The sequence below is a fragment of the Lysobacter soli genome, assembly GCF_003382285.1.
GTDB classification, from domain to species: Bacteria; Pseudomonadota; Gammaproteobacteria; order Xanthomonadales; family Xanthomonadaceae; genus Lysobacter_J; species Lysobacter_J soli.
In genome coordinates, this window is the sequence record NZ_QTJR01000006.1 from 183326 (window position 1) to 207753 (window position 24428).

At 67.8% G+C, this 24428-nt stretch carries 23 protein-coding genes; 17 read left to right on the top strand and 6 right to left on the bottom strand.

Annotated features, from left to right (window positions below; all coding sequences use genetic code 11):
- From sufD to DX912_RS10815, 11 genes are all read left to right on the top strand, one after another.
- A complete protein-coding gene (sufD, locus tag DX912_RS10765) occupies positions 1 to 1299 on the top strand; it encodes a Fe-S cluster assembly protein SufD (protein WP_115842512.1) in 1299 nt (432 codons plus the stop codon).
- Positions 1300 to 1323: 24 nt separating this feature from the next.
- Positions 1324 to 2568 (top strand): cysteine desulfurase, encoded by a 1245-nt coding sequence (locus DX912_RS10770; RefSeq protein ID WP_115842513.1) that lies wholly within the window; start codon positions 1324 to 1326, stop codon positions 2566 to 2568.
- A gap of 81 nt (positions 2569 to 2649) precedes the next feature.
- Positions 2650 to 3183 carry a GNAT family N-acetyltransferase gene (locus DX912_RS10775; RefSeq protein ID WP_115842514.1) on the top strand — a complete coding sequence of 178 codons (534 nt, stop codon included), beginning with the start codon at positions 2650 to 2652 and terminating at the stop codon, positions 3181 to 3183.
- Positions 3180 to 3515, top strand: coding sequence for a non-heme iron oxygenase ferredoxin subunit (locus tag DX912_RS10780; RefSeq protein WP_115842515.1), 336 nt, complete (start codon positions 3180 to 3182; stop codon positions 3513 to 3515). The genes DX912_RS10775 and DX912_RS10780 overlap by 4 nt, the downstream gene beginning before the upstream one ends.
- A 322-nt stretch (positions 3516 to 3837) precedes the next feature.
- On the top strand, positions 3838 to 6141 hold the full coding sequence (locus DX912_RS10785) for a TonB-dependent receptor (RefSeq protein ID WP_115842516.1): 2304 nt from the start codon (positions 3838 to 3840) through the stop codon (positions 6139 to 6141).
- 87 nt (positions 6142 to 6228) lie between these two features.
- Complete coding sequence (locus tag DX912_RS10790; RefSeq protein WP_115842517.1) at positions 6229 to 6915, top strand: Fe2+-dependent dioxygenase; 687 nt, start codon at positions 6229 to 6231, stop codon at positions 6913 to 6915.
- A gap of 10 nt (positions 6916 to 6925) precedes the next feature.
- A complete protein-coding gene (locus tag DX912_RS10795) occupies positions 6926 to 7570 on the top strand; it encodes a PepSY-associated TM helix domain-containing protein (protein WP_115842518.1) in 645 nt (214 codons plus the stop codon).
- A 19-nt stretch (positions 7571 to 7589) separates the two neighbouring features.
- Positions 7590 to 8099 carry a DUF2271 domain-containing protein gene (locus tag DX912_RS10800; RefSeq protein WP_115842519.1) on the top strand — a complete coding sequence of 170 codons (510 nt, stop codon included), beginning with the start codon at positions 7590 to 7592 and terminating at the stop codon, positions 8097 to 8099.
- A gap of 46 nt (positions 8100 to 8145) precedes the next feature.
- Positions 8146 to 8955: a DUF4198 domain-containing protein gene (locus tag DX912_RS10805; RefSeq protein WP_115842520.1), complete on the top strand. Its 810-nt coding sequence runs from the start codon at positions 8146 to 8148 to the stop codon at positions 8953 to 8955.
- 24 nt (positions 8956 to 8979) lie between these two features.
- A complete protein-coding gene (locus DX912_RS10810; RefSeq protein ID WP_115842521.1) occupies positions 8980 to 9966 on the top strand; it encodes an FAD:protein FMN transferase in 987 nt (328 codons plus the stop codon).
- On the top strand, positions 9963 to 11606 hold the full coding sequence (locus tag DX912_RS10815; protein WP_115842522.1) for a flavodoxin domain-containing protein: 1644 nt from the start codon (positions 9963 to 9965) through the stop codon (positions 11604 to 11606). Before DX912_RS10810 ends, DX912_RS10815 begins: the two co-directional genes overlap by 4 nt.
- A gap of 10 nt (positions 11607 to 11616) precedes the next feature.
- On the opposite strand, the gene DX912_RS10820 is transcribed toward DX912_RS10815, so the two are convergent.
- Both DX912_RS10820 and DX912_RS10825 read right to left on the bottom strand, forming a co-directional pair.
- Positions 11617 to 12240 carry a HutD/Ves family protein gene (locus tag DX912_RS10820; RefSeq protein ID WP_115842523.1) on the bottom strand — a complete coding sequence of 208 codons (624 nt, stop codon included), beginning with the start codon at positions 12238 to 12240 and terminating at the stop codon, positions 11617 to 11619.
- A gap of 169 nt (positions 12241 to 12409) precedes the next feature.
- Entirely contained in the window at positions 12410 to 12796 is a 387-nt protein-coding gene (locus DX912_RS10825) for a ComEA family DNA-binding protein (protein WP_115842606.1), read from the bottom strand.
- Positions 12797 to 13079: 283 nt separating this feature from the next.
- Between DX912_RS10825 and DX912_RS10830 the strand changes: the two genes are divergently transcribed.
- The gene (locus tag DX912_RS10830) at positions 13080 to 14573 is read left to right on the top strand and encodes a M20 family metallopeptidase (protein ID WP_115842524.1); all 1494 of its coding nucleotides are present in this window, start codon (positions 13080 to 13082) and stop codon (positions 14571 to 14573) included.
- 147 nt (positions 14574 to 14720) lie between these two features.
- Positions 14721 to 14966: a GlsB/YeaQ/YmgE family stress response membrane protein gene (locus tag DX912_RS10835; protein ID WP_115842525.1), complete on the top strand. Its 246-nt coding sequence runs from the start codon at positions 14721 to 14723 to the stop codon at positions 14964 to 14966.
- Between the two features lie 76 nt (positions 14967 to 15042).
- Here the strand turns inward: DX912_RS10835 and cysN are convergent, their stop codons facing one another.
- Together cysN and cysD are read right to left on the bottom strand one after the other, a co-directional pair.
- Complete coding sequence (gene cysN, locus DX912_RS10840; RefSeq protein ID WP_115842526.1) at positions 15043 to 16926, bottom strand: sulfate adenylyltransferase subunit CysN; 1884 nt, start codon at positions 16924 to 16926, stop codon at positions 15043 to 15045.
- On the bottom strand, positions 16926 to 17837 hold the full coding sequence (gene cysD, locus DX912_RS10845; RefSeq protein WP_115842527.1) for a sulfate adenylyltransferase subunit CysD: 912 nt from the start codon (positions 17835 to 17837) through the stop codon (positions 16926 to 16928). Before cysD ends, cysN begins: the two co-directional genes overlap by 1 nt.
- A gap of 185 nt (positions 17838 to 18022) precedes the next feature.
- Between cysD and DX912_RS10850 the strand changes: the two genes are divergently transcribed.
- The 4 genes from DX912_RS10850 to DX912_RS10865 all read left to right on the top strand — a co-directional run bounded on the left by DX912_RS10850 (position 18023) and on the right by DX912_RS10865 (position 22750).
- Positions 18023 to 19840 carry an assimilatory sulfite reductase (NADPH) flavoprotein subunit gene (locus DX912_RS10850; RefSeq protein WP_115842528.1) on the top strand — a complete coding sequence of 606 codons (1818 nt, stop codon included), beginning with the start codon at positions 18023 to 18025 and terminating at the stop codon, positions 19838 to 19840.
- Positions 19840 to 21582, top strand: a complete 1743-nt coding sequence (cysI, locus tag DX912_RS10855; RefSeq protein WP_115842529.1) for an assimilatory sulfite reductase (NADPH) hemoprotein subunit — start codon at positions 19840 to 19842, stop codon at positions 21580 to 21582. Before DX912_RS10850 ends, cysI begins: the two co-directional genes overlap by 1 nt.
- On the top strand, positions 21579 to 22313 hold the full coding sequence (locus DX912_RS10860; protein WP_115842530.1) for a phosphoadenylyl-sulfate reductase: 735 nt from the start codon (positions 21579 to 21581) through the stop codon (positions 22311 to 22313). The genes cysI and DX912_RS10860 overlap by 4 nt, the downstream gene beginning before the upstream one ends.
- 74 nt (positions 22314 to 22387) lie before the next feature.
- Positions 22388 to 22750: a hypothetical protein gene (locus DX912_RS10865; protein WP_115842531.1), complete on the top strand. Its 363-nt coding sequence runs from the start codon at positions 22388 to 22390 to the stop codon at positions 22748 to 22750.
- A gap of 41 nt (positions 22751 to 22791) precedes the next feature.
- On the opposite strand, the gene DX912_RS10870 is transcribed toward DX912_RS10865, so the two are convergent.
- Positions 22792 to 23172, bottom strand: coding sequence for a tautomerase family protein (locus DX912_RS10870; protein WP_115842532.1), 381 nt, complete (start codon positions 23170 to 23172; stop codon positions 22792 to 22794).
- 49 nt (positions 23173 to 23221) lie between these two features.
- Entirely contained in the window at positions 23222 to 24205 is a 984-nt protein-coding gene (locus DX912_RS10875; RefSeq protein WP_115842533.1) for a LysR family transcriptional regulator, read from the bottom strand.
- Positions 24206 to 24428 lie beyond the last annotated feature (223 nt).

The following is a 24428-nucleotide window of genomic DNA, read 5'->3' on the forward strand; positions in this document are numbered from 1 at the left end:
ATGAGCGCCCTGCTCGATTCCTTCGCCACCGCTTTCGAATCGCTCCCATCCCGCGACGCCGCCGGGCTGGGCGAAACCCGCCGCGCCGCGCTCGATGCCGCGCTGCGCGACGGCATTCCGCACGCGCGCGTGGAAGCGTGGAAGTACACGCCGCTGCGTGCGCTGGAACGCCGCGCGTTCGCCGCGCCTTCGGTCTCGGTCGCGACGTTCGACGATGCCTTGCTGGCGGATATTCCTGCGCCGCGCATCGTTTTCGTCAACGGCCGTCTCGACGCGTCGCACAGCGACCTCTCGGGTCTGGCGTCGGGCGTGACGCTGCAACCGCTTTCGCAAGTGCTGGTCGAAGGCGAGCCGCGTGAGGCCAACTTCCTCGCGCGCCGTTTCGATCGCAGCGATGAGATCTTCGCGCGCCTCAATGCCGCCCTCGCCGACGATGGCGTCGTGCTTCGCGCAGAATCGGGCGCGCAGTCGACTCAGCCGATCCACATCGTCTTCATCGGCGCCCCCGCGCAGGCCGACCAGGCCTGGCACCTGCGCCATCTGATCGAACTTCGCGACAACGCCTCCCTGTTCGTGGTCGAACACCATCTCGCCCAGGGCGCGCACAACCATCTGGCCAATCAGCTGGCGCACGTGCACCTCGGCGCCAATGCCACGCTGCGCCACGCGCGCGTGCAGGACGAGGCGGCCGGCGCGACGCTGATGGCGCGCACCGATGCGGTGCTGGCGAAGGAGGCCGACTATCGCCGACTCGACCTCGAACTCGGCGCCGGCCTGTCGCGTCACGAACTCAACGCCGCGCTCCACGGAAACAACGCGAGCCTGCACGCGAACGGCGTGCTGCTCGCATCGGGCAAGCGTCATATCGACACGCGACTGGGCATCGATCACGTCGGCCGCGACACCGCGTGCGAACTCACGTGGCGCGGCATGGCGGCCGGCCGTTCCAAGGCCGCATTCCACGGCGGCATCCTGATCCGCGAAGGCGCCGATGGCACCAACGCACAGCTGTCGAACAAGAACCTGCTGCTGAGCGAAGGCGCCGAGATCGACACGCAGCCGGTGCTCGAAATCCACGCCGACGAAGTGCAGGCCGCGCACGGCGCGACCGTCGGCCAGCTCGACCAGACGGCGCTGTTCTACCTGCGCAGCCGCGGCCTGTCGTCCGATCAGGCGCGCGCCCTGCTCACCGCGGCGTTCTGCCGCGAAACCCTGTCGGTGTTCGAGCCCGGCGACGCGCTGCGCACGGCGCTCGAAGCCCGCCTGGACGCCGCGCTGGAACGCCTCGGCGCCGCCTGACCGGCGCGCCTGAATGGAGCACGCATGAACCTTCCCGCCACCGACTCGACGAACGCCATCGACTGGGCCCGCGTCCGCGCCGACTTCCCGCTGCTCACGCGGCAGGTGCACGGCAAACCGCTGGTCTATTTCGATTCGGCCAACACCGGGCAGAAACCCGATGCGGTGATCGATGCCGTCGACGACTTCTACCGCCGCCACAACGCCAACGTCAGCCGCGCCGTGCACGCGCTCGGCACCGAGGCGACGGAAGCGTACGAAGGCGCGCGATCGAAGCTGGCGAAGTTCCTCAACGTGCGCGGCGACGAACTGGTGCTGTGCAGCGGCACGACGTTCGCGCTCAACCTCGTCGCGTATTCGTGGGCACTGCCGCAGCTGAAGGCCGGCGACGCGATCGTGCTCACGCGCATGGAGCACCACGCCAACATCGTGCCGTGGCAGCTGGTCGCGCAGCGCACGGGCGCCGTGATCAAGGTCGCCGAGATCGACGAACGCGGCGAGCTCGACCTGGCGCAGCTGCATTCGCTGCTTACGCCCGAGGTGAAGCTGCTTTCGCTCACGCACGTGTCCAACGTGCTGGGCACCGTGAATCCGGTGCGCGAGATCTGCCGCGAAGCACGCAAGCGTGGCATCGTCACCGTCGTCGACGGCTCGCAGGCGGTGCCGCACCGCGCGGTGGACATCGCGTCCATCGGCTGCGATTTCTACGCCTTCACCGGCCACAAGATGTCGGGGCCTACCGGCACCGGCGCGCTGTGGGCGCGTCGCGAGCACCTCGCCGCGATGCCGCCGTTCATCGGCGGCGGCGAGATGATCAAGGAAGTGCGTTTCGAAGGCACCGTCTTCAACGACGCGCCGCACAAGTTCGAAGCGGGCACGCCGAACATCGCGGGCTTCGTCGGCCTCGGCGCGGCCGTCGACTATCTCTCGGGCCTGGGCATGCGCAACATCGAGGCGCGCGAGCAGGAACTGCTGGCGCACTTCAACGAAGCGCTGTCGAAGGTCGAAGGCCTGCGCATCTTCGGACAGGCGCGCGAGAAGGCCGCGGTCGTGAGCTTCCTGGTCGAAGGCGCGCACGCGCACGACCTTGCCACGCTGCTTGATCTGGAAGGCGTCGCGATCCGCTCCGGCCATCACTGCGCGCACCCGCTGATGCAGCACTTCGGCGTGCCGGCGACATGCCGCGCGTCGCTGGCGTTCTACAACACGCACGAAGAAATCGAGGCGTTCGTCGCCGCGCTGCAGAAGGTCCGCCGGCTGCTGGGGTAAACGTCGCGCATCGCGCCGGATGACACCGCCCCGATCACGCTGGAGAATGGCCGCCTGCCCCGCTCTTCACCGACCGATACCATGACCGTTCAGTCCCTGCAGTTCCGCCACGCGACCCACGCCGACATCGACGCGCTGGTCGCACTGATCGAATCGGCCTACCGCGGCGACGTCAGCAAGCAGGGCTGGACGACCGAGGCCGACATGCTCGGCGGCCGCCGCACCGGCGCGGACGACGTGCAGGCCTGTATCGACCGCCCACGCAGCGCGATCCTCATCGCCGAGCGCGAAGGCGGCGAACTGCTCGCCTGCGCGCATGTCGCCGAGGAAGACGGCGCCGGCTACTTCGGCATGTTTTCCGTGAACCCGGCCCTGCAGGGCGGCGGCATCGGCAAGCAGGTCATCGCCGAAGCCGAACGCCTCGCGCGCGAGGAATGGTCGCTGCCGTCCATGCGCATGTCGGTCATCGACATCCGCGACGAACTCATCGCCTTCTACGAACGCCGCGGCTATCGCCGCACCGGCATCAAGAAGCCGTTCCCGTACGGCGACGAGCGTTTCGGCGAGCCCAAGCGCGACGACCTGCGCTTCGAGGTGCTGGAGAAGCCGCTGTGAACGGCGCCGCCGAGCAATGGGTGTTCGTCTGCGCAACCTCGCAACTGCTGCCGGGTGAACGCACGGTGGCGTGGGATGGCGACACGGCCATCCTCGTCGTCAACTACGACGGCGATTACTACGCACTCGAAGACAAGTGCTCGCACGAGGATTTCGAGCTGTCCGCCGGCAACTTCGACGGCGACGAAGCGACGATCGAATGCGTGCTGCACGGCGCGAAGTTCGACGTGCGCGATGGTCGCCCGCTCTGCGCGCCGGCCTACGAACCGGTGCCGAAGTTCCCGGTGAAGGTCGACGACGTCGGCATCTGGACGCGCGACGATCGCGGCTGATACCGCGCGCACCAAAGCACGTTTCTTGTAGCCCGGCTAAGCCAAGCGCACCCGGGGTGAGCGCAGGTTAGCCCGGGCCCTCCGCAGACCTGCTACCGCAGCTCCGGGCGTTGGCCAGCCAGCGCTTCCCAAACCTCCGATCAGTCGATACGCCTGCCCTCGCAGGAACGCCGTCGTGCGCCCGCGCGGACGACGGCCCAGACGCCCGCGCGGCCGCCGCTCGTCCGCCCGCGTTCACTTTTCGTTGCAAATGAGAATTCATCTCATTAACATCTCACGCCGAACCGCGGCCGTGCCGCCCTGCTTTCCCCCGAGGAATCCCATGTCCAACAGGAAGTTCGTCGTCTCGCCGCTCGCCGGCGCCCTTGCGCTCGCCGTCGGGGCGCCCGCGCTGGCCGAACCCGCCGGCGAGCCCGCCAACGCGCGTGACCTGGACAAGATCGAGGTGCACGGCGAGTACGTCGAGAAGCCGTCCTCCATCAAGTACACGCAGCCGCTGCTGGACACGCCGCAAACCATCACCGTCGTCACCAAGGACGTGATGGACCAGCAGAACCTGATCGGCCTGCGCGACGTGCTGAGCACGCTGCCGGGCATCACGTTTGGTGCCGGCGAAGGCGGCGGCGGTTACGGCGACAGCATCACGCTGCGCGGCTTCAACGCCAACAGCGACATCACCACCGACGGCGTGCGCGACAGCGCGCAGTACACGCGCACCGACAACTTCAACCTGGAGTCGGTCGAACTGGTGAACGGCGCCAACTCGGTGTATTCCGGCGCGGGCTCGGTCGGCGGCAACATCAACCTGGTGAGCAAGGTCGCGCGCAGCGGCGATTCCACCGTGGTGACGGCCGGCGCCGGCACCGACAGCTTCGGCCGCATCACCCTCGACAGCAACACCGACCTGGACAACGGTTCGGCGTTCCGCATCAACGCGATGGTCCACCAGAACGACGTGCCGGGCCGCGATTACGAGAACTTCGAGCGCTGGGGCATCGCGCCGTCCGTCGCGTTCGGCCTGGACGGCGATACGCGCTTCACCGCGAGCTATTTCCACCAGAGCGACGACAACCTCCCGCAGTACGGCGTGCCGTATTTCGCCGCCTTCGGCGGTGGCTTGCCGGACGTCGATACCGAAAACTACTACGGCTACCACAACATCGACCGCCAGAAGATCGATGTCGACATGGTCACCGGCGTGTTCGAGCACGACTTCACGCCGAACACCACCCTGCGCAGCCTGGCGCGCTTCCAGCAGGTGGAGCAGCTGAGCGTCGTCGACGCGCCGCAGGGCACGTGGTGCCTGCCGGCCGGCTTCAACCCGGCGACCGGCGCACCGTGCGCGACGCCGAACACGTACCTGCCGAGCGGCCCGCGCGGCTTCAGCCGCGATACGAAGAACACGCTCGCCGTCAGCCAGACCGATGTCGTGTCGCGATTCTCGACCGGCTCGGTGAAGCACTCGCTGGTGACCGGCGTGTCGTTCTCCCGCGAGGAGTTCGACCTCGACACCGGCAACCTGTTCCGCACGCCGACCGGCGCGACGGTACCGCTGCCGCCGATGTCGGTGACCGATCCGTATTCGGTCTATACCGGCCCGATCAACTACATCCGCGGCAGCATCGCCGAAGGTTCGCTCGACAACCAGGCGATCTACGCCTTCGACACGCTCGAATTCAACGATCGCTGGATGCTGAACCTCGGTGCGCGCTACGAGCACAACGAAGGCGACACGGTCACCACGACGTTCAACACCACGGCCGGCAGCCCGCAGCTGGGCCAGCCGACGACGCGCGTGGTCGCCGAAAACTCCGACGACCTGTTCTCGTACCGCGCCGGCCTGATCTTCAAGCCGGCGGCGAACGCGAGCCTGTACCTGTCGTACTCCAACAGCAAGACGCCGTCGAAGGCCTCGGTCAACGGCTCGTGCACCGCGACCAGCACCACCGGCACGGCGAACTGCAATGTCGATCCGGAAACCGCGATCAACATCGAGGCCGGCGCGAAGTGGGACATCAACAGCCAGCTGGCGCTGACCGCGGCGGTGTTCCGCAACGAACGCGAGGAATACAAGGTCGCCGATCCGGGTAATCCGGAAAACCCGAGCGGCGAGCAGCAGCTCGACGGCACGGCGCGCGTGGACGGCATCGCGCTCGGCGCGGCGGGCCACATCACCGATGCATGGTCGATCTTCGCCAACCTCACGTGGCTGGACAGCGAAGTGATCCAGGGCGTATCGGACTACTGCAAGGCGAATCCAAGCACCGCGTGCGGCAACACGCCGGCCAATCCGGATCCGTTGGCGGGATTGCCGATCAGCGGCACGCCGGAGCGTTCGGGCAGCCTGTGGACCACGTACGATCTGAGCCAGTGGACGTTCGGCTACGGCCTGACGTACGTGGGCAACTACGACGTGTACACCGGCAACGGCGCGAACATCGCCGAGGCGAAGGGCTACACCTCGCATCGCGCGATGGTGGCCTTCGACCTCAACGAACGCCTCGCCTTCCAGCTCAACGTCAACAACCTGTTCGACAAGACGTACTACACCCGCATCCGCAACAACGGCTGGGCAACGCCGGGCGAGGCGCGGCAGGTCGTGCTGCAGGCCATCTACCGCTTCTGATCCGCGCCTCGCTATCCCGCTCCAGTGACACCCCATCCAGCCACGCGACGCCCGGTTCGCCGGGCCTGACGAAGCCGAGGATCCGACATGCTGCTCCAGGTCCCGCAAGTCCTCAGCGCCGAACAGGTCGCCCATTGCCGCGACCGCCTGCGGAATGCTGGCTGGGCCGATGGCCGCATCACCGCCGGCCACCAGTCGGCGATGACGAAGGACAACGCGCAGCTGCCGGAGAACGATCCGGTGGCGCGCGAGCTGGGCGGGCTGATCCTCGACGCGCTCGCGCGCAACACGACGTTCTTCTCGGCCGCGCTGCCGCAGCGCATCTATCCACCGCTGTTCAATCGCTACAGCGGCGGGCAGTCGTTCGGCTTCCACGTCGACAACGCGATCCGCTACGACCGCAGCCGCGGCGGCGTGGATCCGGTGCGCACCGACCTGTCGGCGACGCTGTTCCTCAGCGCGCCGGAGGAATACGACGGCGGCGAGCTGATCATCGAGGACACCTACGGCGTGCAGCGCGTGAAGCTGCAGGCGGGCGACCTGGTGCTGTATCCCGGCACGAGCCTGCACAAGGTCACGCCGGTGACGCGCGGCGAACGCGTCGCGTCTTTCTTCTGGATCCAGAGCCTGCTGCGCGAGGATGCGCAGCGCCGGTTGATGTTCGAGCTGGACGTGTCGATCCGCCACCTGACGCAGGACGTGCCGGAGCACCCCGCGCTCGTGCAGCTCACCGGCATCTATCACAACCTGCTGCGTCGCTGGGCCGAACCGTGAGCCGCGCGCCGTGAGTCCGTCATCCGCCACGCCCGACATCGCCGCGCAGCAGCAGCGCCGCGGATTCTGGCTGCGCACGCTGCATTCCTGGCACTGGATCAGCTCGGCCATCTGCCTGGTCGCGATGCTGCTGTTCTCGATCACCGGCATCACGCTGAATCACTCGGCCGCGATCGAAGCCAAACCCGAAACGCTGACGCGCAAGGTCGAAATGCCCGCTTCCGTGCTGCGTGCGCTCGGCACGCGCGAGGACGGCACCGCGCCGCTGCCCGGAACCGTCGGCGACTGGCTCAACGACGTGTTGCCCGTATCGATCGGCACGCAGCCGGCGGAGTGGTCGGCCGACGAGGTCTACCTTTCGTTGCCGCGTCCCGGCGGCGACGCGTGGTTGAGCATCGATCGCGCGAGCGGTGCGGTCGAGTACGAACGCACTACGCGCGGCGTCGTCGCCTACCTCAACGACCTGCACAAGGGCCGCAATGCCGGCGCGGCGTGGCGCTGGTTCATCGACATCTTCGCACTCGCGTGCCTGGTGTTCTGCATCACCGGTTTGTTCCTGCTGCAGATGCACGCGCGACAGCGGCGCATGACCTGGCCGTACGTCGCGCTCGGGCTCGCGCTTCCGCTGCTGATCGCCCTGCTCTTCATCCACTGACCTGACCATGAGGAAACCCATGCGCGTCCAACTGACCATCGCGCTGAGCGGACTGCTCGCACTGCCGGCGTACTCGGCGGAAATCAACGTGAACGTGCAGATCCCGCAGCTCAACGTCGCCGAATACCACCGCCCCTACGTGGCGATCTGGGTCGAAGGCGCAGACCAGAAGGCCCTGGCGAACCTCGCGGTCTGGTACCAGCAGAAGTCGACCTCCGAAGGCCACGGCACCAAGTGGCTGCCGGACCTGCGGCAGTGGTGGCGCCGCAGTGGCCGCACGCTGACGGTGCCGGTCGATGGCGTGACCGGCCCGACGCGGCCGGTCGGCACGCATGCGCTCACCTTCGGCGCGCAGCATCCCGAACTCGGCAAGCTCCCGCCCGGCGACTACACGCTGGTGGTGGAAGCCGCGCGCGAAGTTGGCGGTCGCGAACTGGTCAAGGTCCCCTTCAAGTGGGGCGGCGCGGGCAGCGGCAAGGCGCAGGGCACGAGCGAGCTTGGCCTGGTGAGCGTCACCAGCAAGCCCTGATGTCCGTCGCCACAACAGAACACATCAACGAACGCAGGAGCATGTCGTGAAGAAGACCCTCAAGTTCGCCGCGCTCGCGCTGGCCCTCGCCCTTCCCCTCGGCGCGCAGGCGCACAAGGCCTGGCTGCAGCCGTCGCAGACCGTGCTCGCCGGCAACAATCCGTGGGTGACGGTGGATGCCGCGGTGTCCAACGACCTGTTCTATTTCAACCACGTGCCGTTGAAGACCGACAACCTGACCATCACCGCGCCCGATGGGAGTACCGTCGCTGCGCAGAACACCGCCACGGGCAAGTACCGCACGGTGTTCGACGTCGAACTGAAGCAGGCCGGCACCTACCGCATCGGCGTGGTGAACAACTACGTCACCGGCAGCTGGGAAGAAGACGGCAAGCCCAAGCGCTGGCGCGGCACCGAAGCGACCTTCGCCACCGAAGTGCCGAAGAATGCGAAGAAGCTGCAGGTCGGGCAGTCGGTGAGCCGCGTGGAAACCTTCGTCACCAATGGTTCGCCGAACGAGACGGCGTTGAAGCCGAGCGGCGTCGGCCTGGAACTGGTGCCGGTGACGCATCCCAACGACCTGTTCGCGGGCGAGGAAGCGAAGTTCCGCTTCCAGATCGACGGCAAGCCGGCGGCGAACCTCGACATCGAGATCGTCCGCGGCGGCACGCGCTATCGCAATGCGCAGGACGAGCTGAAGGTGAAGACCAACGCGCAGGGCGAGTTCGCCGTGACGTGGCCGGAAGCGGGCATGTACTGGATCGAAGCCAACGCGCAGGACGACAAGACCACGGTGAAGCAGGCCAAGCAGCGCCGTCTGGGCTACGTCGCCACGCTGGAAGTGCTGCCGCAGTAATCGCGGCGCCGTCCCACCGTGAACATGCACGCGCCCGCAGCGTCCGTCACACGCGCCGTCGATGTCCTCGGCGGCTCGACGATGGGCACGACCTGGTCGGTGAAGCTCGTCTCGCCACGCAACGCCGACCTGCATGCGCTGCATTCGGGCGTCCAGTCGCGGCTGGACGACGTGGTGTCGCAGATGAGCAACTGGGAAGCGGCGTCGGACCTCAGCCGTTACAACGCGGCCGATGCCGGTTCTTGGCACGCATTGCGCGAGGAGTTTTTCGCCGTGCTCTCGTGCGCGCTCGACGTCGCCCACGCGTGCGGCGGCGCCTTCGATCCTACGGTCGGGCCGCTGGTCGACGGCTGGGGCTTCGGGCCCTCGGGCGCGACGACGGAACGCTTCTCGCCCGAGGCTGCCCGCGCGCAGGTGCAATGGCGCCGCGTGGTGCTCGATCGCAACGAACGCCGCGTGCTGCAGCCCGGCGGAACGCGGCTGGACCTGTGCGCGATAGCGAAGGGCTTCGGCGTGGACGCCGTCGCTGCGCACCTGCGTTCGTGCGGCGTCGACGCGGCGCTGGTGGAAGTGGGCGGCGAGCTGTTCGGCTTCGGACGAAAGCCCGACGGCACTCCGTGGCGCGTCATCGTGGAAGGCTGGGATGGGGATGAAGACGACGCGCGCGAACCGCACGTGCTCGCGCTCGACGGCCTTGCGGTCGCGACGTCGGGCGATCGATGGCACCGGCGCGAGCATCACGGCCGCCGCATCAGCCACACGCTCGATCCGCGCAGCGGACATCCGGTAACCAATGCGCCGGTGGCGGTGACGGTCGCCGCGGGAGATGCCATGCGCGCCGATGCCTGGGCGACTGCGCTCACGGTGCTGGGGACGCACGAGGGAATGGAAGTCGCGAAGGCGCATGGGCTGACGGCACGTTTCGTCGACGTGCGACCTTCAACGCAGGGCTTCGCGGACATCGTCGAGGAGCGGATGACGCCGGCATTCGAGGCGCTGTTGCAAGCATGAGCGCGACGCGTTCGAAAGCGGGAAGTTCGATCCGCGCGTGGCTCGGCAACGGCGTCGCGTTGGCAGCGCTGTTCGCGGCGATCGTCGCGTTCGGCTATTGGCAGACGGAATCATGGTGGGTCGCCTCGCCCCGCGCCGGCAGCTGGGTACTCGCGATGGTGGTCGCACTGGCCTTCGTCGGGTTGTGCGTGTCGACGTGGCTCGATGCGCGCGCGGATCGAGCCGCGTCTGACGTTCCCGATGCCGGTGGCGACGACGCGATGCTGCTCGCATGGGCCAGCCAGACCGGCTTCGGCCAGCAACTCGCCGAGCACACCGCGCAGGCGCTGCGCGACGCGGGAATGCCGGTGCGCGTGTTGCCACTGCATCGTGTCGATGCGGACGTGCTGCGCGCGCATCGCCGGGCGTTGTTCATCGCCAGCACCACCGGCGAAGGCGATCCGCCCGACCACGCGCTTGGCTTCACCCGTCACGTGCTCGGCCAGCCGATGACGCTCGTGGGGCTTGAGTACGCCGTGCTCGCGCTGGGCGATCGCGCCTACGACCGCTTCTGCGGCTTCGGTCGTCGCCTCGATCAATGGCTGCATCACAGCGGCGCGCAGCCGATGTTCGACCGCATCGACGTGGACGCCGGCGACGCCGGCGCGCTGCGGCATTGGCAGCATCGACTCGGTCAGCTTGCCGGTCACACCGCATTGGCCGACTGGAGCGCGCCGCGCTACCGCCCGTGGCGCTTGCAGGAACGGCGATGGCTCAATCCCGGCAGTGTCGGGGGACCGGCGTATCACGTCGCGCTGTTGCCGATGGACGCGGGCGACCTCGATTGGCAAGCCGGCGACATCGCCGAGATCGGCCCGCGACATGCTCCGCCCGAGGTGGCGTCCTGGCTGCTCACCGCAAACCAGGACGGCGACGCGACCGTCGAACACAACGGCGAAACGCTGGAATTGGCGACCCTGCTCCAGCGCTCGCGCCTTCCGGAGCCCGCAGCCATCCAAGGTCATTCCGCGCAAGCCGTGGCCAACCTGCTGGAAGCGCTGCCGCATCGCGAGTACTCCATCGCCTCCGTGCCGCAGGATGGCGCGCTGCACCTGCTCGTCCGCCAGATGCGTCATCTCGACGGGCGGCTGGGCTGCGGCAGCGGCTGGCTGACTGCGCATGCCGATGTCGGCGCGACCATCGACGTCCGCATCCGCCGCAACATCGCTTTCCATGCTCCGGAGGACGACCGGCCGATGATCCTCGTCGGCAACGGCACCGGCCTCGCTGGCTTGCGCGCGCATCTGAAGGCGCGTGCACTCGCCGGCCATCGCCGCAACTGGCTGGTTTTCGGCGAACGCCAGCGGGAACACGACTTCCACCATCGCGACGAGATCGAAGCCTGGTTCCGCCAAGGCCATCTGCAACATCTCGACCTCGCCTTCTCCCGCGACGGCGCGCAGCGCGTGTACGTGCAGGACGTGTTGCGCGAACACAGCGGACGCCTGCGCGAATGGATTGCCGACGGCGCCGCCGTTTACGTGTGCGGCAGCCTCGAAGGCATGGCGCCCGCCGTGGATGCCGTGTTGCGCGACACCGTCGGCCTCGATGCGCTGGAAGCGATGGCCGCGGACGGGCGGTACTGCCGCGACGTCTACTGACGCGTCGTCGTCAGCGCGCGCCTTCGACCGGCTCGATCCGGATCACGAGCAGTTCGCCACCGCCATCGATCATGTGGCGAAGCCGTTCGCTGCCTGCGTCGAAGAACGCCGTGTCGCCCGCCGACATCGGCGGAAGACCCGAGTCGTCCGCGAATTGCGCCTGCCCCGCGATCAGGTGCGCGACCCACGTCGTGCCCGGATCGGCGAACAGCACCATCGGTCCCACCAGTGGCCGGTGCCACAGCGCGGCACGCACCCGGTTGCGTCGCCACATCAGGTTGAAGTCGTGCGTCGGGCCATCGAGCAGTTCGCCGATCACCTTGCGTTCGCCGGCGAATCGCAGGCGATCGTGTGGCGGATGGAGTTCGTGCGACTCACCGTCGTCGAAGCGCAAACGCACGCCGTTGCCGGTGAGCAGCACGAGCTCGCGATCAATGCCGGGAAAGGCCGAGAAATCCGAATCGCGCTCGATCTCCGCGATGGAAAGCCGCCAATCCCACGGTGCGTCCGGCGCGGCATCGTCGAGACGGCCGGCGTGGATCTCGCGCGTCCAGCCCATCTGGTTGCGCCAGCGCTCGCGCCGGTATTCGTTGGCGGGCATCACCCGCGAACGGCTGTGTTGCTCGGGAACCATCCGTCACGTCCGGTAGTCGTTCGCCACAGTCTAGCGGGCGGCTTCCGTGCGGACTTCGGAACGGGTCGCAATGCTCCAGCGATCGAACCATCGGCGATCGCAGTGCCGGCCCGGCGCGACCGGCGTGCCGGATCGCGTCGATGGCGCCGGGCCGGCATGCGCCCCTCCCCTAGTGCCTGGTGGCAGCCGGCTTCGATGCGTTGGCCGCCGACGCTGCCGGTGCGGGCTTGGCTGCGGCTGCCGTAGCGGGCGCGCCGCCGCCGATCGCGATGCGGTCCTTGTTCTTCTCCACCGTCTTCAGGCCGATGCCCGGAACCTGCGCGAGCTGATCGGCGCTGCGGAACGGGCCGTTGGTCTTCCGGTAGGCGACGATCGCTTCCGCCTTGGCGGGGCCGATGTTCACCAGCACGCGATCCAGCGTGGCCGCGTCGGCGGTGTTGATGTTGACGGTCTCGGCGGCCATGGCCGTACCGGTGAGGACCAGCGACAGCAGCAGGGCCCGGACGAACATCGCGAAGGATCGGACAGCCGGGGACCTGGTTTCGAACGATTGCATGAGCATCTCCTTGGGCCCGGACGGGCCCACGACGTGGATGGTTGGATGGCCGCCGAAGCGCTGCATGGGCGGCCAACACAGTCTCCGGAGCGGGGACAGCCGGCCCTATCGGGCGATCCGCCGAAAACGGCAAGGAAACCGCCGCAACTATGCGTAGGCGCCATTTCGCTGTACGTCGGAACAATCCGCCGGCGTATCGGAAGCCTCCGGCGCTGCCTCGGGAGCCGGCCCGCCGTCACGGAGGCGTAAACTTGTCGTCCCCCGCTACGAGGCCGCATCCGCCATGGACATCAGCAAGGTCGACCGCTACGTCGGCGACAAATGGGACGACGAGATCGTTCCCCAGCTCGTCGAGTACATCAAGATTCCCAACAAGTCCCCGATGTTCGACGCCGACTGGGTCAAGCACGGCTACATGGACGATGCGGTCAAGCTGATGGAAACCTGGGCCAAGGCCCAGCCGATTCCCGGCATGAAGGTCGAGGTGGTGCGCCTGGAAGGCCGCACGCCGCTGATCTTCATCGACATCCCGGCGTCCAACGGCGGCAGCAACGACGATTGCGTGCTGCTGTACGGCCATCTGGACAAGCAGCCGGAAATGACCGGCTGGGATCCGGAATTCGGCCCGTGGAATCCGGTCATCAAGGGCGACCGCCTGTATGGCCGCGGCGGCGCCGATGACGGTTACGCGATCTTCGGCTCGCTCACCGCCGTGCTCGCGCTGCAGGAGCAGCAACTGCCGCATGCGCGCTGCGTGATCCTTATCGAAGCGTGTGAGGAGTCCGGCAGCTACGACCTGCCCGCGTACGTCGACCACCTCGCCGACCGCATCGGCAAGCCCTCGCTGGTGGTGTGCCTGGATTCGGGCTGCGGCAACTACGAGCAGCTGTGGTGCACGACCTCGCTGCGCGGCCTCGCCGGCGGCAATTTCACGGTGAAGGTGCTGGAAGAAGGCGTGCACTCGGGCGATGCGTCCGGCATCGTGCCGTCGAGCTTCCGACTGCTGCGCCAGTTGCTCTCGCGACTGGAAGACGAGAACACCGGCAAGATCCGCGTCGACGGCCTGTTCGTGGATGTTCCGGAAGAACGCCTCGCGCAGGCGCGCGAAGCGGCGAAGGTGCTCGACACGGCGATCTTCGACAAGTTCCCGTTCCTGCCCGGCATGACGCCGATGGCGTCGGATCTGGCCGAGCTCGTGCTCAACCGCACGTGGCGTCCCGCGCTGTCGGTGACCGGCGTGGACGGCATGCCGCCGCTGGCGTCGGCCGGCAACGTGCTGCGTCCGTACACCTCGGTGAAGCTGTCGCTGCGCCTGCCGCCCACGCTCGACGGCAAGAAGGCCGGCGAACTGCTGCGCGAAGTGCTGACGAAGGATCCGCCGAACGGCGCGAAGGTGACGCTGGATCTGGAGAAGTCCTCCTCCGGCTGGAACGCACCCGCGCAGTCGCCGTGGCTGACCAAAGCCATCGATTCGGCGAGCCGCGAGTTCTTCGGCAAGCCGGCGATGTACATGGGCGAAGGCGGCTCGATCCCGTTCATGGGCATGCTCGGCGAGAAGTTCCCCGGTGCGCAGTTCATGATCACCGGCGTGCTCGGCCCGCACAGCAACGCACACGGTCCGAACGAGTTCCTGCACATCCCGATGGGCAAGCGCGTGACGGCGTGCGTGTCGCGGGTGATCGCCGAACACCACCAGGCGAGCCTGCGCGGCGAGACGACCGGCGCGTCGGTCGCGCCCGACAGCGGCGATCGCCACGGCGGCCACGGCTGCTGCTGATCGCGTTATCCGGCGGCCTCAGAGAACCCTCGCTCCGGCGAGGGTTTTTTGTTTACGCGCACACCATGGCGACCGTTCGTCGGCCCGATCGCCGCCCCGTTCCGGCGCTGCTACGCTGCGCCGGCATCACCACCCAAGGAGAACGTCATGGGCAGTCTGCTCTACACGATCATCATCGGTGCGGTCATTGGTGTGCTGGCGCGGTTCTTCAAACCCGGAGCGGATCCGATGGGCTGGATCCTCACCATCCTGCTCGGCATCGTCGGCGCGTACATCGGCAGCCTGATCTACCCCGGTGGCGGCTTCATCGGCTTCGTCGTCTCGATCATCTGCGCCGTCGCGCTGTTGTTCCTTTACGAGATCGTGCGCAAGAAAACCGTGCGAACAGCCTGATACCGGTTCGTTATGCACGAAAGAAAAACCCCGGCTTTCGCCGGGGTGTTTCGTTGCGCGACCGACTATTCCTACGTCACTCCGTCAGGAAATCGATCACCCGCTGCGCGAGTCGTTCCGCATTGTCGGACACCGTGTCGAGCGACAGCTCCGCCGCTTCCGGCACTTCGTACGGCGAGTCGATGCCGGTGAAGTTTCGCAGCTGACCGGCGCGCGCCTTCGCGTAGAGGCCCTTCACGTCGCGCTTCTCGGCCACGGCGAGCGGCGTATCGATGTAGACCTCGACGAACTCGCCCGGCGCGAACAGCTCGCGCGCCATGCGGCGTTCGGCGCGGAACGGCGAGATGAAACTCACCAGCACGATCAGGCCCGCGTCGCTCATCAGCTTCGCGACTTCGGCCACGCGGCGGATGTTCTCCACGCGATCCTCGTCGGTGAAGCCAAGGTCCTTGTTGAGGCCGTGGCGCACGTTGTCGCCGTCGAGGATGAAGGTGTGGTAGCCCAATGCGTGCAGGCGCTTGTCGACGAGGTTGGCGATCGTCGACTTGCCCGAGCCCGACAGGCCCGTGAACCACAGCACGCGTGGCTTCTGCCCCTTGATGCGCGCACGCGCGGCCTTGTCGACATCCAGGTGCTGCCAGTGGATGTTGCCCGCGCGGCGCAGCGCGAACTGCAGCGTGCCGGCGGCCACCGTCGCGTTGGTCTGGCGATCGATCAGGATGAAGCCGCCGAGCGTGCGGTTGTCCGCGTAAGCCTCGAACGGCACCGGCTGGTCGAGATAGAGGTTGCAGTAGCCGACTTCGTTGAGTTCCAGGTGCTTCGCGGCCAGCGGCTCCTGCGTGTTCACGTCGGTCTTGTGCTTGATCTCCGTGACGCTGGCGCTGACGGTGCGCGTGCCGATCTTCAACCAGTACGGACGGCCCGGCAGCAGCGGCTGCTCGCCCATCCACAGCACCTGCGCGGCGAACTGGTCGGCGACCTGCGCCGGCCGATGCGCGTCGGCGATGACGTCGCCACGACTGACGTCGAGTTCGTCGCGCAGCGTCAGCGTAATCGCCTGGCCTTCGCGCGCGACAGCGAGGTCGCCATCGGCGGTGACGATGCGCGCCACGTGCGAACGACGGCCCGACGGCAATGCGACGATCTCGTCACCCGGGCGAATCTCGCCCGCCGCCACCGTACCCGCGAAGCCGCGGAAATCCTGGTTCGGCCGGTTGACCCACTGCACGGGAAGACGGAAGCCGACGTCCTGCGCCTGGCGAGACACGTCGACCGTTTCCAGGTATTCGAGCACGCTGGGGCCGCCGTACCACGCGGTGCGTTCCGAGCGCCCCATCAGGTTGTCGCCCTGCAACGCCGACAACGGAATGGCCTGCACCTGTTCGATGCCGAGCGTGGCGGCGAGCTCGCGATAACCGGCTTCGATCTCGTCGAACACCGCGCGATCGAAATCGACCAGATCCATCTTGTTTACCGCCAGCAGCACGTGGCGGATGCCCAGCAGCGACACGATGTAGCTGTGCCGGCGCGTCTGCGGCAGCAGCCCCTTGCGCGCATCGACCAGCACGACGGCGACATCGGCCGTGGACGCGCCGGTCGCCATGTTGCGCGTGTACTGCTCGTGACCCGGGCAGTCGGCGACGATGAACTTTCGCTTTTCGGTGCTGAAGAAGCGGTACGCGACATCGATGGTGATGCCCTGCTCGCGCTCGGCGGATAGTCCGTCGAGCAGCAGCGCATAGTCGATCGCCTCGCCCTGCGTGCCGTGGCGACGGCTGTCCTTCTCGAGCGCGGTCAACTGGTCGTCGAACAACGCGCGGCTTTCGTACAGCAGCCGGCCGATCAGCGTGCTCTTGCCGTCGTCGACGCTGCCGCAGGTGATGAAACGCAGTAGGCCCTTGGTTTCGTGCTGGGCGAGGTAGGCGGCGATCGTCGCGCCCGCGTCGTGTGCGCGCGTCATCAGAAATACCCTTCCTGCTTCTTCTTTTCCATCGACGCGGTCGGGTCGTGGTCGATCACGCGCCCCTGTCGTTCCGACGTCGTCGCCACCAGCATTTCGGCGATGATCTTCTCCAGCGAGTCGGCGTCGGATTCGATCGCGCCCGTCAACGGATAGCAGCCCAGTGTGCGGAAGCGCACCTGCTTGAGTTGCGGCGATTCGCCATCGCGCAGCGGCAGACGCTCGTCATCGACCATGATCAGCGCGCCGTCGCGTTCGACGACGGGGCGCTGCGCCGCGAAGTACAGCGACGGCACCGGGATCTTCTCGCGATAGATGTACAGCCAGACGTCGAGTTCGGTCCAGTTCGACAGCGGGAACACGCGCACCGATTCGCCCTTGTGGATGCGCGTGTTGTAGAGGTTCCACAACTCGGGGCGCTGGTGCTTGGGATCCCAGCGGTGCTGTTCGTTGCGGAACGAGAAGATGCGTTCCTTCGCGCGCGATTTCTCTTCGTCGCGACGCGCCCCACCAATGGCCGCGTCGTAACCGGCCGCGTCCAGCGCCTGCTTCAGCGCCTGCGTCTTCATCACGTCGGTGTGCACGGTGGCGCCATGGGTGATCGGACCGATGCCCTGCGCGATGCCTTCGGCGTTGGTGTGTACGTGCAGCTGCACGCCGGTGTCCCTGGCGCGCTGGTCCCGGAAGGCGATCATCTCGCGGAACTTCCAGCCGGTATCCACATGCAGCAGCGGAATCGGCGGGCGCGCCGGCGCGAACGCCTTCAGCAGCAGGTGCAGCAGCACCGAGCTGTCCTTGCCGATGGAATACAGCATCACCGGATGGCGGAACTCGGCCGCGACCTCGCGCAGGATGTGGATGCTTTCCGCTTCGAGGCGGTCGAGATGGCTCAGGTCCAGGGGCAACGTCATCGGATCTTGATCTTGCGAAATGGGGCGGCGGGCGCGGCGGACGCTCGCGGCAAGTTGACCACATTGTAGGAACGGCGGTGCTTCCGGCCGGAAATAAGCCACCGGCATGAGCGCATAACCCCTCATCCTTTCTGGTGGCCGCCGCCGGGACCTAGCCTGCAACGGTCCCCTTTTTCCCGTTGCCCATGTCGGCCACCCTGCCAAACGTTTCCGCCGCGCTTGCCGCCCCCCTTACCGAGGACCGGCTTGCGGCGTTGGCGCGCGTGACCGACGGACTCGACAGCAACGGCCTGTGGTGGCTTTCCGGCTACGCCGCCGGCCTCGCATCGCGCGGCACCGCCGGCGTGCAAACGGTTACAGCGCCGGTCGCCGACGCCGCGCCCGCCGGGCGGCTGACGATCGTCTACGGCAGCCAGACCGGCAACGCGAAGCGGCTGGCCGAACAGCTCGCGCGCCAGAGCGAAGCCGCCGGCCTGCCCGTTCGCCTGCTGCGTGCCGATGCTTACCCCACGCGCGAGCTCAAGGACGAACGCACGCTGTACCTGGTCATCAGCACGCAGGGCGATGGCGATCCGCCGGACGATGCCCGCGCGCTGGTCGACTTCATCGCCGGCAAGCGCGCGCCCGAACTGAAGCAGCTGCGCTACGCCGTGTTGGGCCTGGGCGATTCGAGCTACCCGCAGTTCTGCGCGATCGGCCAACGGCTGGACGCGCGGCTGGCGGAACTGGGCGCCACGCGCCTGCTGCCGCGCGCCGATGCCGACCTCGACCTGGAAACCATCGCCGAGCCGTGGGTCGCGCAGGCGCTGGCGAAGGCGAAGGAGGCGCTGAAGCCTGCTGCGCCGCTCGCGACCGTCACGCCGCTGCGTCCGTTGCAGGCAACGCCGCTGCACGGCCGCGACGCGCCCTTCGCCGCCGAACTGCTCGCGAACCAGCGCATCACCGCGCGCGGGAGCGTGAAGGACGTCCGGCACGTCGAACTGTCGCTGGAAGGCTCCGGCCTGCATTACGAGCCCGGCGACGCGCTCGGCCTGTGGCCGGTGAATCCGCCGGCGCTGGTCGAGGCGATCCTGCGCACGGGCGAACTCGACGCCGACGTCGTCGTCGAACACGGTGGCCAGCGGTTGCCGCTGCGGCAGTGGCTCGGCGAGAAGCGCGAGCTCACGAAGCTGGCGCGCCCGTTCGTCGCCAGTCACGCCGCGCAATCGCGCAGCGAGGAACTCAACGGCCTGCTCGCTCCCGACCGGCAACCCGCGCTGGCGAAGCTGCTGAACGAAGCGCAGGTGCTGGACCTGCTGCGCCGCTATCCGGCGTCGTGGAGCCCGGACGAACTCGTCGCCGCGCTGCGTCCGTTGACTCCACGCTTGTATTCCATCGCCTCCAGCCAGAAGCACGTCGGCGACGAAGTGCACCTGACCGTCGCCCACGTCGAATACGACGATGGCGACGGCCTGCGCTGGGGCGCGGCGTCGAACCATTTCGCACGCAGCGAGGAAGGCGCGCGGCTGCCGGTGTTCATCGAACACAACGAGCGTTTCCGCCTCCCGGCCGATGCGTCCCGCGACGTGATCATGATCGGCCCCGGCACCGGCGTCGCGCCGTTCCGGGCATTCGTGCAGGAACGCGCCGCCGTCGGCGCGACGGGACGCAACTGGCTGTTCTTTGGCAACCCGCATTTCCGCAGCGATTTCCTCTACCAGGTCGAATGGCAGCAGGCGCTGAAGGACGGATCGCTGCATCGCTTCGACCTGGCGTTCTCGCGCGACCAGGCGCACAAGGTCTATGTCCAGGACCGAGTGATCGAACGCGGGCGCGACCTCTTCGGCTGGCTCGAAGGCGGCGCGCACCTCTATGTCTGCGGCGACGCCACGCGCATGGCCAAGGACGTGCACGCGGCGCTGCTGTCGGTGATCGCCGAACACGGCGGCAAGTCGGCCGAAGACGCCGACGACTACCTCAACACCCTGCAGCAGCAGGGGCGCTACGCGCGGGACGTGTATTGATGAGCAGCCATTCCGTCGAGGACATCAAGCAGCAGAGCGGGCGCCTTCGCGGCACGCTGCTGGAGTCGCTCGCCAACCCGGTCACCGGTGCGCTGAACGACGACGACCAGACGCTGATCAAGTACCACGGCAGCTACCAGCAGGACGATCGCGATATCCGCGAGGAACGTCGCCTGGCCAAGCTCGAACCGGCGTACGCCTTCATGATCCGCACGCGCACGCCCGGCGGCGTAGTGACGCCGGCGCAGTGGCTCAAGCTTGACCACATCGCGACGACCTACGCCGAGCGCGGCCTGCGCATCACCACGCGGCAGGCGTTCCAGTACCACGGCGTGATCAAGACCGAGCTCAAGTCGACGATGCAGGCGATCAACGCCGCGCTGATCGACACGCTGGCGGCGTGCGGAGACGTGAACCGCAACGTAGCCGTCGCGGCGAATCCGCTGCAGTCGCAGGCGCACGCGCAGGTGTTCGCGCACGCCGCGGCGCTGTCGGAACACCTGCTGCCGAACACCCGCGCGTACTACGAAATCTGGCTCGACGAGGAGCGCGTCGCCGGCAGCGGCAGCGAGGACGAACCCGTCTACGGCCCGACCTACCTGCCGCGCAAGTTCAAGATCGGCTTCGCGGTCCCGCCATACAACGACGTGGACGTGTTCGCGCAGGATCTGGGCTTCATCGCCGTCATCGACGCGACCGGCGAACTGCTCGGCTACAACGTCAGCGTCGGCGGCGGCATGGGCGCCACGCACGGCGATCCGGAAACGTATCCGCGCCTGGGCGACGTGATCGGTTTCGTCACGCCGGAACAGCTCACGCAGGTCGCCGTCGCGGTCGTCACCGCGCAGCGCGACTTCGGCAACCGCGTGCTGCGCAAGCGTGCGCGATTGAAGTACACCATCGACGATCGCGGCCTCGACTGGTTCAAGGGCGAAGTCGAACGGCGCGCGGGTTTTGCCCTCTCCGACGCGCGACCGTTCGATTTCGTCCATAACGGCGACCGCTTCGGCTGGGTCGAAGGAGGCGACGGCCGCGCGCACCTGACGCTGCGCATCGTCGCCGGGCGCATCTGGGATCGCGACGGCCTCTCGCATCTGACCGGCCTGCGCGAGATCGCGCGCGTGCTCGATGCCGAGGCGGGCGATGCGCAGTTCCGCCTCACGCCGAACCAGAACCTCGTCATCGCCGGCATACCCGCCGCGTTGCGCGCACGCGTCGATGCGCTGGTCGCGCAATACGGCCTGGACACGCACGTCTCGGCGACGCCGCTGGTGAAGAACGCGCTGGCCTGCGTCGCACTACCGACCTGCGGCCTGGCGATGGCCGAAGCCGAGCGCTACCTTCCCGAATTCACCGACGCGGTGCAGGTCCTGCTCGACGCGCACGGCCTGCGAGAGGCACCCATCCACCTGCGCATCAGCGGCTGCCCGAACGGTTGCTCGCGTCCGTACCTGGGCGAGATCGCGCTCGTCGGCAAGGCACCTGGCCGCTACAACCTGATGCTCGGCGCCGACCACCGCGGCCAGCGCCTGAACACGATGTATCGCGAGAACGTGGCGCAGCCGCAGATCCTCGAAGCCCTCGATCCGCTCTTCGCGCGTTACGCCGGCGAGCGTCGCGACGAAGAAGGCTTCGGCGATTTCCTGGTGCGCGCCGGCATCGTCGCTCCGCCCCGATCCTCCATCGAACTCCAACTGCAGCACGCCGTCACCGAACACGCCGTCACCGAGAACGCCGCATGAGCCCGCCCGACCCCATCACCGCCGCCGAATCGCCCCGCGCACTGGCCGAACTCAATGCGTGGCTGGGCGGACTGAGCGCGTCCGAGCGCATCGCCTGGGCGCTGGAACACACCGCCGGCGAACACGCGCTGTCGTCGAGCTTCGGCGCGCAGGCGGCGGTGTCGCTGCATCTGGCGACGCAGCAGCGTGCGGACCTGCCGGTGATCCTCATCGACACGGGCTACCTGTTCCCCGAAACCTACCGCTTCATCGACCAGCTCACCGAACGCCTGCACCTCAACCTCAAGGTGTATCGCCCGCAGATCGGCATCGCGTGGATGGAAGCGCGCCTGGGCAAGCTGTGGGAGAGCGGCCTGGAAGGCATCGAACGCTACAACCGCATGCGCAAGGTCGAGCCGATGCAGCGCGCGCTCGACGACCTGGGCGTGCGCACGTGGATCGCCGGCCTTCGCCGCAGCCAGTCGCGCAGCCGCGCGGCGATCGATTTCCTGCAGTTGCGCGACGGGCGCTGGAAGCTGCACCCCATCGCCGACTGGACCGATCGCGACGTCTGGCAGTACCTGCAGCAGCACGACCTGCCCTACCACCCGCTGTGGCACCAGGGCTATGTGTCGATCGGAGACGTGCACACCACGCGCCCGCTGCAGCCCGGCATGAACGAGGAAGACACGCGCTTCTTCGGACTGAAGCGCGAGTGCGGCCTGCATTTCGACGAGCCGAACGCGGCCTGACCGGATAGCCGCCACGCGGCTTCGGGGAAGCACTCCGACCGGTTTCCGACGCGCCCGCACCCACCATCGTGTGGATGCGATACGCCGCGTTCGACTTCCTGCGCTCCGTGATCACGACCGCGCTGCTGGCGTGGTCGGTCTTCGCGATCATGCGCTGGCAGCGGCCGCTCATCGCGCGCGGCCTGGGATGGTCGTGGGTGGCGTTGGCGGGAATCCTTTCGGCCGTGCAGTGGATGGTGAATGTTGCGCTCGGCAACGCGATCTGCTGCCCGATCCTGGTCGCGCTGCTGGTGCTGATCTCGATGGTGGGGCTTGCGCCGGACGACTCGGTGCTGACGTCCGCCGCGACCGCGCAATCGCTGTGGTTCCGGCGCGCCCTCGCGTCGGCGGTGCTCGGCACGCTCGGCGGCATGGCCGTGTGGATGGCGCTGCTGTAACCGGGCGATCCACCGCACCGCGGCGGATCCGATGCGGACGCTCAGGTATGAATCAGGCGCCCGCCACCGAAGGACCAGTTCTCCCACGTGGTTTCCTTGAAGGCCACCATCACGTGTTCGGGATCGAGCCCCGCCTGCGCGAGGCGATCCATCAGTTCGGCCAGCAGCTTCTTCTTCACCTTCACGCTGCGCCCGACCGACCACAGGATCTCGATCAGCATGAAGTCGACCGTGCGTGGCGACGCGAGATCGGGATAGCTGGGATCGAAACGGAAGTCGTCGGCGTCCAGTTCGAACACGCGCTGGAACAGATCCGCCTGCGGCACGCCGCTGGAGACCAGGCTCGCGTGCACGGCATCGAGCACCTTCGTCTTGAACACGACGGGCTTGGGCTTGCGTACGGTGAGGGTGACCAGCGGCATGACGGCTCTCCCGTTTCGATGACGGTCGCGATGTTCGACGGCGTGGCCGTCAGGTGGTGATGGGCTGGCTCAGCTCGCGCCACGACGGCGCCTTCGGCCACTGCGGCTCCAGGTTGCCTTCCAGAACGCGGCGCAGGTCGCGGCGATCCAGCTGCGGCGCGATGCCGTGCAGCAGCGCGAGCGCATATTCGCGCAGCACGCGGGCACGCGGGATCACCGCCCAGGTCACGCATTCGGGCAAGGCGTCCGGTGCGGGCAAGGCCACCAGGTCTTCGTCGCGCGCGCCCACCGCCATTTCCGCCAGCACGCCGACGCCGAGGCCGGCACGCACGTAGGTCTTGATGAGGTCGGCATCGCGCGCGGTCATCGCCAGCTGTGGTTCGAGCCCGGCGTCGACGAAGGTGCGGCGCAGCGACGACTCGGCGCGCGTGGACGACTCGTAACTCACCAGCGGATGCGCGGCGAGTTCGGCCAGCGTCGGCGCGCGCTTCAGTTTGGACAGCGGATGCGTGCGCGGTACCAGCACGAGACGGCGCCAGCGATACAGCGGAACGGCGACGCCGCCCTCGGGCTCGCCGCCCGCGGTGCTGATGACCGCCAGGTCCGCTTCGCCGCGCGCGAGCAGTTCCAGCACTTCATCGCCCGCGACCGCCTGCAGGTGCATGCTCACCTGCGGGAACTCGCGCTTCACCGCGGCGATGGCCTCTGGCAGCACGAAGCGCGCCTGCGTGTGCGTCGTCGCCAGGACCAGCTGGCCGCTGTGCTGGCCGCGTTCGTTGGCGGCGTAGGCGCGGATGTTGCCGGCTTCCTCGAGGATGCGGCGCGCGTGCATCAGCACGCGTTCGCCGGCCGGCGCGACCGCTTCCAGGCTGCGGCCCTTGCGCGTGAACAACTGGAAGCCCAGCTCGTCCTCCAGCTGCTTGAGCTGCTTGGACAAACCGGGCTGCGTCGCGTGCACGCGCTCGGCGGCCAGCGTGATGTTGAGGCCGGAATCGGCGATGGCGACGAGGTAGCGGAGCTGGGTAAGGGTCATGTCGGAGCGAGTGGCGAAGGCGGCAGGTCGGGCCCGGGCGTGCGGGCGGCGGTCGGTTTCGACGTGCACCGACAACACGTGGTCCGAACGGCGGCCGCGTTCATATATCGCTCGATACGAATAAAGGGATGAACAAAAACTACCCTGCGCGGCCGGCCGTGTCCAGCGCGGGGCCGCGCTGCGCGGCCGCGCCCTCGCCGGGCCCGGCCGGGTCATTCCGAAA